This is a genomic window from Xylophilus sp. PBN-3R (assembly GCF_057747805.1).
The window spans coordinates 4,231,581-4,245,182 of the sequence record NZ_CM173225.1 but is presented as its reverse complement, the minus strand read 5'-3'; the positions used below and the strand labels follow the sequence as shown (position 1 = coordinate 4,245,182).

15 protein-coding genes are annotated in these 13,602 nt (G+C 65.9%); 6 read left to right on the top strand and 9 right to left on the bottom strand.

The genetic code is table 11. The features are described from left to right. The first annotated feature begins 90 nt into the window (after positions 1-90). Together AC3ANW_RS20250 and AC3ANW_RS20245 are read left to right on the top strand one after the other, a co-directional pair. Positions 91-906 carry a UPF0149 family protein gene (locus tag AC3ANW_RS20250; RefSeq protein ID WP_488342626.1) on the top strand — a complete coding sequence of 272 codons (816 nt, stop codon included), beginning with the start codon at positions 91-93 and terminating at the stop codon, positions 904-906. 8 nt (positions 907-914) lie between these two features. Further along, the gene (locus AC3ANW_RS20245) at positions 915-2,468 is read left to right on the top strand and encodes a diguanylate cyclase domain-containing protein (RefSeq protein ID WP_488342625.1); all 1,554 of its coding nucleotides are present in this window, start codon (positions 915-917) and stop codon (positions 2,466-2,468) included. Between the two features lie 15 nt (positions 2,469-2,483). Here the strand turns inward: AC3ANW_RS20245 and AC3ANW_RS20240 are convergent, their stop codons facing one another. The 3 genes from AC3ANW_RS20240 to thiL are packed head-to-tail and all read right to left on the bottom strand — an operon-like array spanning position 2,484 to position 4,512. Beyond that, a complete protein-coding gene (locus tag AC3ANW_RS20240) occupies positions 2,484-3,008 on the bottom strand; it encodes a CinA family protein (RefSeq protein ID WP_488342624.1) in 525 nt (174 codons plus the stop codon). Next, on the bottom strand, positions 3,008-3,544 hold the full coding sequence (locus AC3ANW_RS20235) for a phosphatidylglycerophosphatase A family protein (protein WP_488342623.1): 537 nt from the start codon (positions 3,542-3,544) through the stop codon (positions 3,008-3,010). Before AC3ANW_RS20235 ends, AC3ANW_RS20240 begins: the two co-directional genes overlap by 1 nt. Positions 3,545-3,555: 11 nt before the next feature. Continuing rightward, positions 3,556-4,512, bottom strand: a complete 957-nt coding sequence (gene thiL, locus AC3ANW_RS20230) for a thiamine-phosphate kinase (protein WP_488342622.1) — start codon at positions 4,510-4,512, stop codon at positions 3,556-3,558. 259 nt (positions 4,513-4,771) lie between these two features. Here thiL and AC3ANW_RS20225 point away from each other — a divergent pair, with 259 nt between their 5' ends. After that, a complete protein-coding gene (locus AC3ANW_RS20225) occupies positions 4,772-4,993 on the top strand; it encodes a hypothetical protein (protein ID WP_488342621.1) in 222 nt (73 codons plus the stop codon). A gap of 104 nt (positions 4,994-5,097) precedes the next feature. Beyond that, complete coding sequence (locus tag AC3ANW_RS20220) at positions 5,098-6,027, top strand: hypothetical protein (RefSeq protein ID WP_488342620.1); 930 nt, start codon at positions 5,098-5,100, stop codon at positions 6,025-6,027. Positions 6,028-6,051: 24 nt separating this feature from the next. Here the strand turns inward: AC3ANW_RS20220 and AC3ANW_RS20215 are convergent, their stop codons facing one another. Genes AC3ANW_RS20215 through AC3ANW_RS20205 form a run of 3 tightly spaced genes read right to left on the bottom strand, consistent with a single transcriptional unit; the run spans position 6,052 to position 7,970 of the window. Then, positions 6,052-6,792 (bottom strand): anti-sigma factor, encoded by a 741-nt coding sequence (locus AC3ANW_RS20215; RefSeq protein ID WP_488342619.1) that lies wholly within the window; start codon positions 6,790-6,792, stop codon positions 6,052-6,054. After that, the gene (locus AC3ANW_RS20210; RefSeq protein ID WP_488342618.1) at positions 6,789-7,355 is read right to left on the bottom strand and encodes a sigma-70 family RNA polymerase sigma factor; all 567 of its coding nucleotides are present in this window, start codon (positions 7,353-7,355) and stop codon (positions 6,789-6,791) included. The genes AC3ANW_RS20215 and AC3ANW_RS20210 overlap by 4 nt, the downstream gene beginning before the upstream one ends. Before the next feature lie 57 nt (positions 7,356-7,412). Then, complete coding sequence (locus tag AC3ANW_RS20205) at positions 7,413-7,970, bottom strand: DUF3455 domain-containing protein (protein ID WP_488342617.1); 558 nt, start codon at positions 7,968-7,970, stop codon at positions 7,413-7,415. Positions 7,971-8,093: 123 nt separating this feature from the next. On the opposite strand from AC3ANW_RS20205, the gene AC3ANW_RS20200 reads away from it, so the two are divergent. Then, on the top strand, positions 8,094-9,197 hold the full coding sequence (locus tag AC3ANW_RS20200) for a DNA alkylation repair protein (protein WP_488342616.1): 1,104 nt from the start codon (positions 8,094-8,096) through the stop codon (positions 9,195-9,197). Between the two features lie 245 nt (positions 9,198-9,442). Then, positions 9,443-9,883: a hypothetical protein gene (locus AC3ANW_RS20195; RefSeq protein ID WP_488342615.1), complete on the top strand. Its 441-nt coding sequence runs from the start codon at positions 9,443-9,445 to the stop codon at positions 9,881-9,883. Between the two features lie 61 nt (positions 9,884-9,944). Here the strand turns inward: AC3ANW_RS20195 and AC3ANW_RS20190 are convergent, their stop codons facing one another. The 3 genes from AC3ANW_RS20190 to AC3ANW_RS20180 form a co-directional block, all read right to left on the bottom strand. Then, entirely contained in the window at positions 9,945-11,030 is a 1,086-nt protein-coding gene (locus tag AC3ANW_RS20190) for an alpha/beta hydrolase (protein WP_488342614.1), read from the bottom strand. A gap of 152 nt (positions 11,031-11,182) precedes the next feature. Further along, positions 11,183-12,319 carry a YbdK family carboxylate-amine ligase gene (locus AC3ANW_RS20185; protein ID WP_488342613.1) on the bottom strand — a complete coding sequence of 379 codons (1,137 nt, stop codon included), beginning with the start codon at positions 12,317-12,319 and terminating at the stop codon, positions 11,183-11,185. Continuing rightward, the gene (locus tag AC3ANW_RS20180) at positions 12,309-13,601 is read right to left on the bottom strand and encodes a cation:proton antiporter (RefSeq protein ID WP_488342612.1); all 1,293 of its coding nucleotides are present in this window, start codon (positions 13,599-13,601) and stop codon (positions 12,309-12,311) included. The genes AC3ANW_RS20185 and AC3ANW_RS20180 overlap by 11 nt, the downstream gene beginning before the upstream one ends. Position 13,602: the final 1 nt, after the last annotated feature.

The following is a 13,602-nucleotide window of genomic DNA, read 5'->3' as shown; positions in this document are numbered from 1 at the left end:
GCGTCCGACGTCGCTCCTGCGTGCCATCGCCAAACCCGGCGCCCCCTGACGCCCCTTGCTCCCTTCTCCCCGAATACCGAGAACACCACCATGTCCGAAGACCAGCTCGCGCCCGAAGCCACCACACCCGACGATTTCGATGCGCTCGACGACATCCTGGACGATCTGCGCGAACGTCATCCGGACACGCCGAGCTGGGAGGTCTGCGACGGTTTCCTGGCCGCCGTCGTCTGCACCCGCCGCCCGCTGGGCCTGGGCGAGGTGCTGACCCAGCTGCTGGGGCAGGGCGCTGCTCCACCCGAAGCCGGCGCGCCGCTTTCGGCATCGGCCGACAGTGTTTTCTCCGGCCCGGTGCAGCAGCAGCGTTTCATCGAGCTCTGGCAGCGCCGTGTCGACGAAGTGGTGTGGGCGCTGGACCATCCGGTGGACCGGCTGGACGACGAAGACAGTTACCAGCCCGAAGTGCTGGACATGGTCGGAGCCATCGCCGCCATGCCGGAAGAAGAACGGGTCGACATCGCGCCCGACGAAATCCCGGCCATCGCCCAGACCTGGGCCATGGGTTTCCTGGCCGCCACCGAAGCCTTCGCCGACGACTGGACCCCGCCGCGCGGCAAGGAAGAAGCCGACTTCCTGGCCGATGCGCTGGACTGCATCACCGAGCTGACCGAAGCCGATCCGGGTCCGCTGGAGATCCCGATGTTCGACGAGAACAGCCCGCCCAGCATCAGCCGCCAGCGCCTGGACGCCTATGGCGAAGCCATCTTTGCGGTGTACGACCTGCGCAAGTTCTGGAAGAGCCTGGGCCCGGCGGTCCAGCCGATCCGCAAGGAAGCCGAACCCGGCCGCAACGACCCCTGCTCCTGCGGAAGCGGCAAGAAATACAAAAAGTGCCACGGGGCTTGAGTCCCCGGATGCCGGCTTCCGCCCAGCCGCAGGCGCCGTTCCCGCCCGGCCCGCGGCTGCGGGTGTTGCGGCTGGCGGCGCTGCTGCCGCTGGTCATGCTGGCCCTGACACTGGCTGCGTGGGTGGCCGCAGGTTGGCGCGAACAGACGCTGGCGCGTTCCGAGTCGGGCCGGGTGGCGGCCCGCACGGTCGATGCGGCCAACGAACGTATCCAGCGTTACTTCGACCTGGCCATTGGCCTGGGCGGGCTGCTGCGGGTGGGCGACGGCCTGTCACGCCGCGAGTTCCACGACCAGTACGAGATGCAGGAAATCGCCGCGCGTTTCCCCGGCGTGGTGGCCCTGCAATATGCGCCGCTGGTGCTGGATGCCGACCGCGCGCGTTTCGAGGCCTCGGTGCGGGGCGACCGCAGCATGTCGCCGGCGGGTTATCCCGGTTTCGCCATCCATCCGCGCAGCCGCCGGCCGAGCTACCTGCCCGTCCTGTTCAACGAGCCGATGCTGGGCAACGAACGGGCCTTCGGTTTCGACGCCAACTCCAGCCCGGCGCTGCGTGAAGTGCAGGAACGAGCCCGCGACAGCGGCCGGCCCGAACTGTCGGAAAAAATGCCCCTGGTGCAGGGCGGGCAGGCAGTGCTGCTGCGTTATGCGGTCTACCAGCGTGGCAGCCGGGCGGTCACCATCGAGCAGCGGCGCGGCACCTATCGCGGCCAGCTGGGCGTGGCGCTCGACATGCCGGTGCTGATGGCCGGCCTGCTGGCGTCCGGCGATGCCCACTGGCGCATCCGCATCGAAGACATCGGCCTGGCCGGCGTCGAACATCCCGGCAGGGTCGGCCTGCTGTACGACAGCCTGCCCCAGGGCGACGACGGCCGGCGCAGCGCAGCGCCCCTGGTGCGCGAATTGACGGTCGGCGGGCGCCAGTGGCGCATGACCTTCAGTCACGACGCACCGCTGCCCTGGTTGCGGGCGGTGCCGCTGGCGGTGCTGGCGGGCGGCGTCGCCCTGTCGCTGCTGCTGGTGGTGATCTCGCGCGGCTTCCAGCGCAACTACGAGAAGGTGTCCCTGCGCGAGCGCCGCAGCCGCCACGATGCCCAGCACGACCACCTGACGGGCCTGCCCAATCGCGCTTTCTTCGAGCAGGCGCTGCGCCGCGCGGTCGATGGCGCGACCGAACGCGGCGAGCGGCTGGCCCTGCTTTTCATCGACCTCGATGCCTTCAAGAACATCAACGACCGCCACGGCCACGCCGTCGGCGACGGGGTGCTGCGGGCGGTCGCCAGCCGCCTGCAGAACACCTTGCGGGGCGACGACATGGTGGCCCGGCTAGGTGGCGACGAGTTCGTGGTGCTGCTGCCGCGTGCGCGCGAATCGGTGTGGCAAACCGCGGCGCAACGGGTGCACGAGGCCATGCACGCCCCCATCGCCGACGGCGACCTGCGCCTGGAGGTCGAACTCAGCATCGGCGTCGCGGTGTTCCCCGACGATGCGCACGACGCCGACATGCTGATGCGCCGTGCCGACGGCGCGATGTATCGCGCCAAACGTTCGCGCGCGGACTGACCCGCCCGGCGCGCGCTAGTTCGCAGGCGTGCCCTGCACCAGGCCCAGCAGCCGTTCGCGGGCGTGGCGAACCGTGGCCGCGCGTACTGCGGCACGGTCACCGTCGAAGTTCCGAAGTTCGGCCATCGGCGGCCGGCCCGGCAGGCAGAAGGCGAACCACACCGTGCCCACCGGCTTGTCGCCGCTGCCGCCCCCGGGGCCGGCCACACCGGTCACCGCCACCGAAACCTGGGCCCTCGACCGTGTGATGGCACCCGCCGCCATGGCCTGCGCCACCGCCTTGCTGACCGCGCCGTAGGCGTCGATGGCGGCCTTGTCGACACCCAGCTGGTCGTGTTTGGACTCGTTGGAATAGGTGACGAAACCGCGGTCGAACCAGTCGCTGGAGCCGGCCAGAGAGGTGCAGCCGGCCGCGATCAGCCCACCGGTGCAGCTTTCGGCGGTGGCCAGTTTCCAGCCGCGCCACTTCATCTGCTCGGCCAGCGGTTGCCAGAGCGATGCGGTCAGCCGGTCGTGGTCTTCGGGAAGGGAGGTGCTCATCAGAAAAATGCTTTCCAGCCGGCGATCACCAGCAAGGTACAGAAGGCGGCCACGAAATCGTCCGCCAGGATGCCGAAGCCTCCGCGCGGGCCGAAACCATGGAAGGCGCGGTCGGCCCAGCCCACCGGCCCGGGTTTGACCGCATCGAAGAAACGGAACAGGCCGAAGGCGACGAGCTGGCCGGGCAGCCCGGTCGGCATCACCAGCCACAGCACCAGCCAGAAGGCCACCACCTCGTCCCACACGATGTTCGACGGGTCGAGTGTGTTCAACCGCCGTGCGGTGACGGTGCAGGCCCACCAGCCGACCAGCGTCGAGACCGCGATCAGCACGCCCAGGGCGGCGCTGTCCAGCCAGTGCGACAGCACCAGCCACGCTACCCAGGCCCACAGCGTGCCCACCGTGCCGGGTGCGAAAGGCGACAGGCCGGAACCGAAACCCAGGGCGATCCAGTGGGCCGGGTGTCGGCGCATGAAGGCGGCGGTGGCGCGCACCGCGGGCGTGGCTTGGGTGTGGGTCGGTTCTTCGGTCGTCATGCGGTTGGTGTTCACGAGAAATGGTCGAAGCTGGCGAAGCGCTGCTGCAGCGCGACGCCGTCGGCATCGAGCAGTCGCAAGCCCGGCTCGGCATCGATGCGGCCGATGCGGGTGACCCGGGTATGGCTGGCCCGGCCGGCCGATTCGACATCGGCGCGTTTGTCGGCCGGCGCGGTGAAGGCCAGTTCGTAGTCGTCGCCGCCGGCCAGCACGCAGGTCAGCGCCCATTGCTGCGAGCAGGCGTCGGTGCCGGCGGCCAGCAGCGGCAGCACCCGCGATGTGTCGATGGTCACGCCGACCTGGCTGGCCGCCAGCACATGGCGCAGGTCGCCCAGCAGGCCGTCGCTGATGTCGATGGCGCTGGTGGCCAGGCCACGCAGGGCAAGGCCCAGGGCGACACGCGGGGTCGGGGTTTCGAGCCTCGCGCGCGTGGCGGTGAAGGTTTCCGCCGGCAGGCTGAGCGTGCCGCGCAGGGCCTCCAGTGCCAGGCGGGCGTCACCCAGGGTGCCGCTGACCCACAGGTCGTCGCCTGCGTTTGCGCCGGAGCGCAGCAGGGCCTGGCCGGTGGGGACCTCGCCGAACACGGTGATGCAGATGTTGAGCGGGCCCTGGGTGGTGTCGCCGCCCACCAGGTCGCATTCGTGCTGTTCGGCCAGGGTCCACATGCCCTTGGCGAATGCTTCGAGCCAGGATTCCTCAGCTTTGGGCAGGGCCAGCGCGAGGGTGAAGGCAAGGGGTCTCGCACCGCAGGCTGCGAGGTCGCTGAGGTTTACGGCCAGTGCCTTGTGGCCCAGTTTCTGCGGATCCACTGTGGAGATGAAGTGACGGCCTTCGAGCAGCATGTCCGTCGAGATGGCCAGCTGCTGGCCCACGGCGGGCGCCAGCAATGCGCAATCGTCGCCTACGCCCAGGGGAGAGCGTTTGGGCTGTCGTTTGAAGTAGCGGGTGATGAGGTCGAATTCGCCCATGGCGGCGGGGCATCTGGCAGGTTGGCTGGGCAGGGGGCGAGGGTAGCTCGGATGAAGGGCATGTCAGCGGTGCCCTGCGTTTTTCTTTCAAAAATCTCCGATGGAACCAAGAATGAAGTCGCTCCCCGGCGCAGGTGGAAAACAGAGCGGCATTAGATTAATTTCAGGCGCTGAACGACATGATCCGATTTTCAGTATGGATCGGGCTATTATAATTTTGGTGTAGGTTCGTTCGGTAACGGCTCGATCGGTGCTGGCGTTGGCGAACCTTTTCCGGGGTTTTCCATGCTTCTCGCTGGAGCTGAGCGGCAAGGACGTGACATCACAAAGCGATGTGGTGAACCGATGGCTCGCTGCAGAGCAGGTTTATCGTCGACTGCAGGAATTCAAAAGTTTCTGGGACTTTTGGGGGAATAACAATTTTGTGGATAAAAAGGGTTATTTCTGGGTGATTTATGCGGATGGATATACTGAAAGATGAACGGTGGTGAATCGCGGGTTCAGCATGGTGACACCTGGTTTTCCCGATGCAGGAACCATGGAGGCTGGTAGCACTCCGGCCGGAGTCGTTCAAAAAGATACTGTATGCGGCTGAAAAAGAAATTTATTCTTGCGATTGGCGTTTGCGCCATGGCGAGCTGCGCATTTTTGTTGATCTATGGCAAAAGCGACCCTGAGGCAGTGCACGCCGATACGACGTTTTCAGAAAAAAAAGAATCAGCCACACCAGGCAAGGTGGTTGTGCCAGCGTTGGACACCCCGTCCGTAAACGCCAAAGCTGCATTTGGGGTCAAAGCCGGGTCGCTGGCCAGTGAGGTGCAACACTCACGGAATTGGCGACAGCTGTATCTCGCATTTCTCCAGCGAATGGATGAAGGCGGGGGATTTTATGCGGCGAATCTATTGGTGCGTTGCGAAGCAATTCGATATCACAAGGCACCACAGAACTGGATGGCCAGCTCTGCGGCTCAAGCGCGTGCAAAAACCCTGAGGGAAGAACGCTGCGCAAGTTTTATCGACCAGGAAGTCTCCGCGGAAGCTATTGCGGCGTTGCAAATGAATCCCAGGATCAAGGCGGATCCATTGATGGCCAAATCCAGCACATTAAGATCAGAGGCGGTCGACCCTGCGCAAAGGCGGCAGGCCATCGTCAGTATCCTTGAAACCAAAGATCCCTTGTTTATCGAGAAGTTCTCGTCGGTACTGTTTTCGGAAAATGCTGGCGGCATCCAATTCGATGGCGTGCGTTATAGCCAGGATTTTGCACCGCGGGTATTCGGCGCAGCCTGGATGGCTGCGGCCTGCGAAGCGGCGGCAGGTTCTTGCGGGCAACAAGACGACTTCTACGTGGTGGATGCGTGCACGCTCAGGAATCAATGTTTTTCATCGCGAGAGCAACTATTCCGGGAGGACGTCAAGTCGAACTTTGGCGATGAGGCACTTTCAATTTATATGCTTGCATACCCGAAGCTGGTGCAGGCCATAAAGCAAAACGATCCGACCATTTTCAATTGACGGATTTGATTCGCGATCAAATCCTCAAAGCACCTTCACGGCCCGCCCGATAAATTGCACGGGCCCGGTAGGCCGATCGATAGGCGAACCCTGCGCAGGCTCCAGCGTCAACTCGAACAGCTGATTGGCCTGCAGCGGAGGCAGGGAAGACAAAGGCACATGAACCGTCTGCCCCGGTCGCACCAGTCCGAGGGACACGGGCCCCTTCCATCCGTCGGCCTTGGTCCAGAACTGCAAGGACTTCTCGGCTGGAACAGCAGAGTCGGCGAGGGGAATCAGGTCGACGGCCTGACCCCGGGCGGATGCCTGCACCACCCAGCCGGGCGCCTTGTCCTGCGGCCCCACCAGCACCACCAGGTACTGCGGTGGCTTGGCGACAGGTTCACGCAACACCAGCACCGACGCCATCACGACCGCGGCCGCACAGCCAGCCGCGCTGAGGCCGCGCCACAGGGCCAGGTTGTTCCACCAGCCCGCAGCCGCACCGGCACGCGGCCGACCGGCAGAAGCGGGCTCGGCGCGCTGCTCCAGCCTCGCAATGCTGTGGGTGATCCGTTCCCAAAGGGACTCGGACGGCTCGACCGGTTGGACCAGGTCGGTCAGCGGCAACAGCCGTGCTTCCCATTCGGCCACGGCGGCACGCAAGGCTTCATCGCCGGGCAGCCGTGCCTCGACCGACCGGCGCGCCGACGCCGACAAGGTGCCCAGCACGTACTCGCCGGCCAGCGCCTGCAGGTCATCCGAAGAAGGATTGGAATCGTTCATGCCATGCACTCCCGCAGGGCGGCCATGCCCCGGGTGATCCAGGCCTTGACCGTGCCCAGCGGCGTTTTCAGCCGCTCGGCGATTTCTCCGTGGGAACAGCCGTCGAGATACGCAAAAAGAATGCAGTCCCGCCGCGCCGCCGGCAGGTTCTGCAGGCAGCCGTCGAGCCGGCCCAGGTCGGCTCGGCGCTCGAACGGGTCGGGCGCTTGTTCGTAGGCAGCGAGAGCGACGGCATCGTCCACGGCGGCGGCGGTTTCTTCTTCGAGCGTCACCTCGCGGGCGGTGTCGCGGATATGGTTGAGTGCGGCGTAGCGCACCACGCTGTAGATCCAGCCCCGGGCCTCACCCCGTGATCCGTCGAAGCTGGCGGCGCGCTGCCAGATCTTCATGAATGCGTCGTGCAACACGTCCTCGGCCAATGCCCGGTCGCGCACGATCCGCAGAGCCACACCCAGCAATCGCCGGCTCTCGTGTTGATAGAGCCGTTGCAGTGCGTGGCGGTCACCCTGCGCACATGCGCTCAGGGTGGCGTGGTGGTCGAAGGTGTCGTCGGATGCTGGCACGCGGCTATCGTAGCCGTTGCCAGCATCAACTTACCTCGCGTTACGCATTACGAACGGTCAGGCGGCCTTCCAGAAGATGTAGTCGGCCTGGTAGGGCACGACCACTTTCTGGCCCTTGTTGGCAGCGGTGCATGCGGTGGACGGCGGCACGCCGCCCTTCAATGCCACACGCTGAACATAGGTCACGCCGGTCATGGCGCCGGTGCCCATGGCGGGGTTGGCCTTCACCAGCTGGAACGGTAGGTTGCCCATGCCGGCGGGCGCCACGGCCAGCTGGGTGGCGGTGATCTTGGAGCCGTCCATGGCTTCCCAGGTGGCCGGTGGGCCGTAGTACTTGCCGACCTGCTTGCCCGAGCGATCCGACAGCGTGGCGACCGGGCCGGCGAAGAACCATTCGGTCTGGCCGGGGGCGCCGGCCTTGTCCCGGCATTCATAGTTGATGTCGCCCTTGCCGACGGTTTCCCATGCAACCTTGTTGCCGGTCGGGACCTGGATGGTCGGCGGCAGGTCTGCCTGCGAGAAGGACGACATCGGCTGCATGCTGCCGCAGGCGGTGAGCAGGGCGGTGCAGGCGGCAGCGCCGACGATGGCAAGGCGGTTGGTGGTGGTGCGCATGACGGGGTTCTCCGATGGTTGGAAAGAGGTCGCACGGTGCGGCGACACTTGCTCTACCCCCGGGCCCGGCGTTTGGATGCAGTCCGGTGCAAAGATTTTTCAGATTCTTTTTTGCAGGCCCTCATGAGTTCAGCCGAAACCGACAACCCGCAAGCCCTGAAACACATCTTCAACCGGGCGCGGCTGGAACATATCGCCGATCAGGCGAAGGCCTGCAGCCCTGCCTTCGACCGCGAACGTTTCCTGGCCCTGTGCGGTGAAGGTGCCGATGCCCTTTCGGTGATGCAGCGCATGCGGCGGGTCGCCACCAGCCTGCAGGCCGCCCTGCCCGGCGGTTACCGCGACCAGCTGGCGGTGCTGCGGCTGCTGGCGCCGCGCATCGGCAGTGCCTTCGTCTGCCTGGCCCTGTCGGAATACGTGGCGATCCACGGGCTGGACGATTTCGACGTGTCGATGGATGCGCTGGAGTTCTTCACCCGTTTCGGTTCGTCCGAATTCGGCATCCGGCCCTTCCTGCTGCAGGACCCGCACAGAACGCTGAAGGCGATGCGCAAATGGGCGGCAGACCCTGACGAACATGTGCGCCGCCTGGCCAGCGAAGGCAGCCGCCCCCGTCTGCCCTGGGCCGGCCGGCTGCCGCTGCTGGCAGCCGATCCGTCGCTGGCCGAACCCATCCTGCAGGCACTGCGGGCAGACCCGGCGCCGTATGTGCGCAAGTCGGTCGCCAACCACCTCAACGACATCACCAAGGACCATCCGGCGTGGGTGATGGCGCGGATCGAGGCCTGGCCGCTGGCCGATCCGCATTGCGCCTGGGTCGCGCGGCATGCGTTGCGCACTTTGATCAAGCAGGGTGACCGGAGGGCGCTGGCGATCATCGGTGCGGGGGAAGTGGCGCAGCTGGAGGTGCAGCGTTTCGATGCCTCGCCGACTTCTTTGAAGCTGGGCGACCTTTTGACGCTGACGTTGGTCGTGAGGTCCACCGCCGCGGGCCCGCAAAAACTGGTGGTCGACTACGCCATTCATTATGTGAAAGCCGCGGGGCACGCGGTGCCCAAGGTCTTCAAGTGGAAGACGCTGGATTTGGCCGCTGGGGAAACCCTGACCCTGCTGAAACGCCAAATGGTGCGTGATTTCAGCACCCGGGTTCACCATGCCGGGCGGCATGTGGTGGAAGTGATGGTGAATGGCGGGAGAGTGGCCGAGGGCGTGTTTCTGCTGGCCTGACCGAAAAACAGCCGATCACGCTCGTCTTGCGCAAACCCGTTTCGGGTGTCGACGGGTTTTTTCGCAAGAACGTACGACGGGATTGCAGTCGGCTTCCAGGATCGCGGTTTTGTTTTTTTGGAATCAACATGTTCGGCCACCCAGGTCTTCCCTATTTTTCAGGTGCTGCGGCCCCGTGCCCCAGGTATTCGCCGACGCCTGCGCATCAGCCGCGGCAGCAACCTGTTTTGGACCAGTCGCATCCCATGTCCTGGCAGGCGCACCACGCAGCCCTGCACGACATTTCGGGCCGACATGCCGGCACGGTCAATCCCGGTTTCTTCACTGCCGGTGCGTCCCATCCGACACAGGGTAGTCCGTTGCGATTCATCCGGTCGACAGTGGATTATTCGCAGACGCCCCTCAGCCCGGTTCTGGCCCGCCAGCCCCTGGGTAACGTCCATCGGGTGCTGACGCCGCAGGGTTATCCGAGCGGTTTGATGCTGGTGGTGAACCCGTGGATGCATTCAACAAGCGTCGCGCGTGAGGTCGAGCGACTCGCCGGCATGTCGGAACAGGGCGTCCCGGTGCCGGAAATCCTGTCCTACGGAAATTTCCAGGGCTATCCGGCCTTGTTGATGCGTGAGAACGCGCCGCTGTATGCCGCCATGCCTTCGTCCGGTTCCTGGAATCTCCGCGCTTATTGATTCAGAAAAAAAGGGGCATCGCCCCTAGGCGATGCCCCTTTTCCATTCAGGCTGTCGGTAATTACATGCCGGTGCCGAAAGCCTTCTTCAGGCGATCACCCGCGAAGGCCTGTGCGTCGCGCGACTTCTGCACCACGGCGGCCATGCCGAAGAACTCGTGGGTGACGCCGTCGTACACCTTGCGTTCGACCGGCACGCCCGCCTTGGTCAGTGCGGCTTCCAGCATGGCGCCGTCGTCCAGCAGCGGGTCGATCTGCGCATTGATGATGGTGACCGGCGGCAGGCCCGCCAGGTTCGCGTCGATCAGTTGCAGGCGCGGGTCCTTCAGGTCGTCCGGCGACTTGATCAGATGGTTCACGAACCACAGGATCATCGGGCGATTCAACGGCTTGGCATCGGCATAAGTGTTGTACGAAGGTGTGGTGGTGCTGGTCTGCGCGACCGGGTAGACCGACACCACGGCGGCGGGTTTCGGCAACCCGGCATCGCGGGCTGCGATGGCGGTGGCGACGGCCAGGTTGCCGCCGGCGCTCTCACCGGCCAGCGCCAGGCGGGTCGGATCGCCCTTCAGCTGCGCTGCGTTGGCGGCGGTCCATTTGTAGGCGGCCAGTGCGTCGTCCCAGGCAGCCGGGAACTTGACTTCGGGCGAACGGCGGTAATCCACCGACACCACCACCGCATTGGCACTCTTGGCCAAGCCGCGTGCGCCGCCGTCGTAGACGTTCTTGTCGGCGATCACCCAGCCGCCGCCGTGGAAGTAGGTGATGACCGGGAACGGACCGCGGCCGGCGGGCACGTAAACACGCGCCGGCAACTGGCCGGCGGCGCCTGGAATCATGATGTCCTTGCTGGTGATGCCGGGCACCATGACCTGCGGTTTGGTCGATTGGGCGGTGGTCTTCAGGATCTTGTTGACCGCATCGGTCGGTGTCGGCTGCTTGCGGGCTTCGGGTGGCTGCAACGTCTCGATCGGCTTGCCTTTCAGGCTGGCCAGCGAGTCCAGCACGGTCTGCATGTCGGCATCGGGCTTGGCCGGCGCAGTGCTCTGGGCCTGTGCAGCGAAGGACAGACTGAACACCACCGAAGCCAGGGCGGTCGCGGTGATGCCGTATGAGCCGAAGCGGCGGCGGGTGGTCGGGTTGGACATGTCGGGATTCCTTTGGATTCGATTTGTTGGATCGTCTGCGGCATTGCGAAACGAGTCCTCATCGAACCGGAATCCCGACGGCGGTCGCGCCGGTCACGTTTTACAGCCCTTGTCGGCGGACAGCCGCGCCGCCTGTCGGTGGCACGGGTGGCTCAGCGTCGGCTGCCGTGCGTGTCGCCGCGAAAACGGCCTGCCGCCTGGCGGGTGGTTTCGGCCAGCAACTGCTCTTTCTGCTGGCATCGGCGCAGCCAGCTGGCGTCGTTGCGGCCTGCGTCGACCTCGGCGCGCAGCAGGTGCAGGCCGGCCTCTCCGCCCCGGCCCTGGGCATGGCGGCCGATGCGGTGCAGGGTCAGCAGGATGTGGTCGCGCAAGGGCATGTGGTCGCCGGTGCCTGGGTCGACGTAGGTGCCTTCCAGCCCGAACCGGCAGGCATGGAAACGGTTGGTGCTGTAGACCAGGTAGTCGTCTTCGTCGGGCATGAAGGGCTGCTCGGCCAGGAACCAGGCGCCCAGCGCCTGCACGTAGGCGGCCAGCGCGGCGGCGCGCTCGACGGTCAGCGGTGTGTCGAAGACACGGATCTCGATGGTGCCGAAGCCGGGTTTGGGCCGGATGTCCCAATAGAAATCCTTCATGCTTCCGACCACGCCGGTGCGCGCCATCTTGTCGAAGAAAGCCTCGAACTCGGCCCAGTCGAGATGGAAGGGCGCACGGCCGGCCAGCGGAAAGGCGGCCACCGAATTGAGGCGGGCCGAGTCGAACTGGGTGTCCTGCCCCTGCACGAAGGGACTGGAGGCCGACAGCGCGATGAAATGCGGGATGTAGCGCGACATGCGGTGCAGCATCAGCAGCGCCGAGTCCGCGTCCGGGCAACCGATGTGCACATGCTGGCCGAAGATCGTGAATTGCTTGGTGAGGTATCCGTACAGCGCCGACAGTTCCTTGAACCGCGGCCGGTCGTAGATGCGCTGTTCGTGCCAGACCTGGAACGGATGGGTGCCGCCGCCTGCGACCGCGATGTTGAGTTTGTCGGCGCTGCGCACCAGCGCGTCGCGGATGGTCGAAAGCTCGTTCAGCACCTGGCCGGCGTCCTGACAGATGCCGGTGCTGATCTCGATCATGCTCGAGGTCATTTCCGGCACCACGCTGCCGGGCAGCTGCTGGCCTTCCATCAGGCGCAGCATGTTTTCCGCATACGGAGCCAGGTCGTAGTCGTGGGTGTTGACCAGCTGCAGTTCCAGTTCCACGCCCAGCGTCAGCGCCTGCGACGGGACGAAGGTTTCAAGCGCCATGGTCGTCTCCGGGCGTCGGCGGGGGTGCGGCCATCGGTTCGGCCATGCGATGGCCGCGGCGCGGCAGCCAGGGCCGCGAGGTTTCGCGGGCACGGTGCAGGGCGATGGTGGCGACGACCGCGCCCAGCAGTTCCATCACCAGGATGGTCGGCAGGGCGATGCCGGTGATGCGGCGGGCGACAGGCCCGCCGGCCTGCGCATATTGCGAGGCGATCAGCAGCGCCACCGAGGACATCGGCGACAGCGCGCAACCCACCCACATCGCCTGCCGCCAGCTGACGCCGCTGCCGATGTTGGCAACGGCCACACCGGCGATCTTGGCCAGTGCACGCACGCCCACCAGCGCCAGCACCAGCAGGGCGACCGGCCATGTCCAGTCGACCTGCGCGGTGACCACCGACACCAGCACGAACATCAGCATGGTCAGCAGCGATGCGGCGGTGCCCAGCTGGCGCGGCCACGACCAGGGGCGCGGCGCGAACTGCTTCAGCAGCATGCCGCCGACCAGTGCGGCCAGCGGAGCCGATCCTCCCAGGTGCGATGCAAAACCGGCGGCGGCGGCGATCAGCGCCAGCAGCAGGATGGAAGTGTTCTCGCTGGCCGGACTCATCACCTTCAACGCCAGCCGCAGGCATAGCGCCAGCAGGCTGCCGACCGCCATCGACAGCACCAGCACCATGGCAGCCGGGCCGGCGGTGGCCAGCAGGCGCAGCTCTTCACGGCTTTGCAGCTCGGCCTGCGCGGTGCCGATGGCCAGCGCATACAGCGTGCCCAGGGTGGCCAGCACCATGGCGCGATCGGTGACCGGGCCGCTGGCGCCGGCATCGGCCGCCGCCCGGGCCAGCACCGCAGGCGACGCTGCCATCGCCATCAGTGCAAGGGGGCCGGCCACCGCGGGCGACAGGCCCATCCAGCGTAGCGCGGCTGCCACTGCGACATAGGTCAGCGCCGATTCGGCAAGGCTCTGGACCAGCACCATCGGGTTGTGTCGGAACCAGCGCAGCGGCACCCGGGCGCCGGCCTCGAACAGCACCACGGCGATGCCGAGTTCCAGGATGAACAGGCTGTTGCCCCGAAGGGGCCATACGGCCGTGCCGCCAAAACCCGCAAAGCCCGCCACACTGCCCACGAGCGCGTATCCCACCACCTTGGGCAGGCCGGTGCCGCGATGCAGCAGGTAGGCGATGAGGGATGCCGCCGCCAGCAGCAGCGACCACTGGACCGTGACAAGGCCGGTGGATGGCCGCAGCCATTCGATCCAGAGGGTGACGAGGTCGTTCATG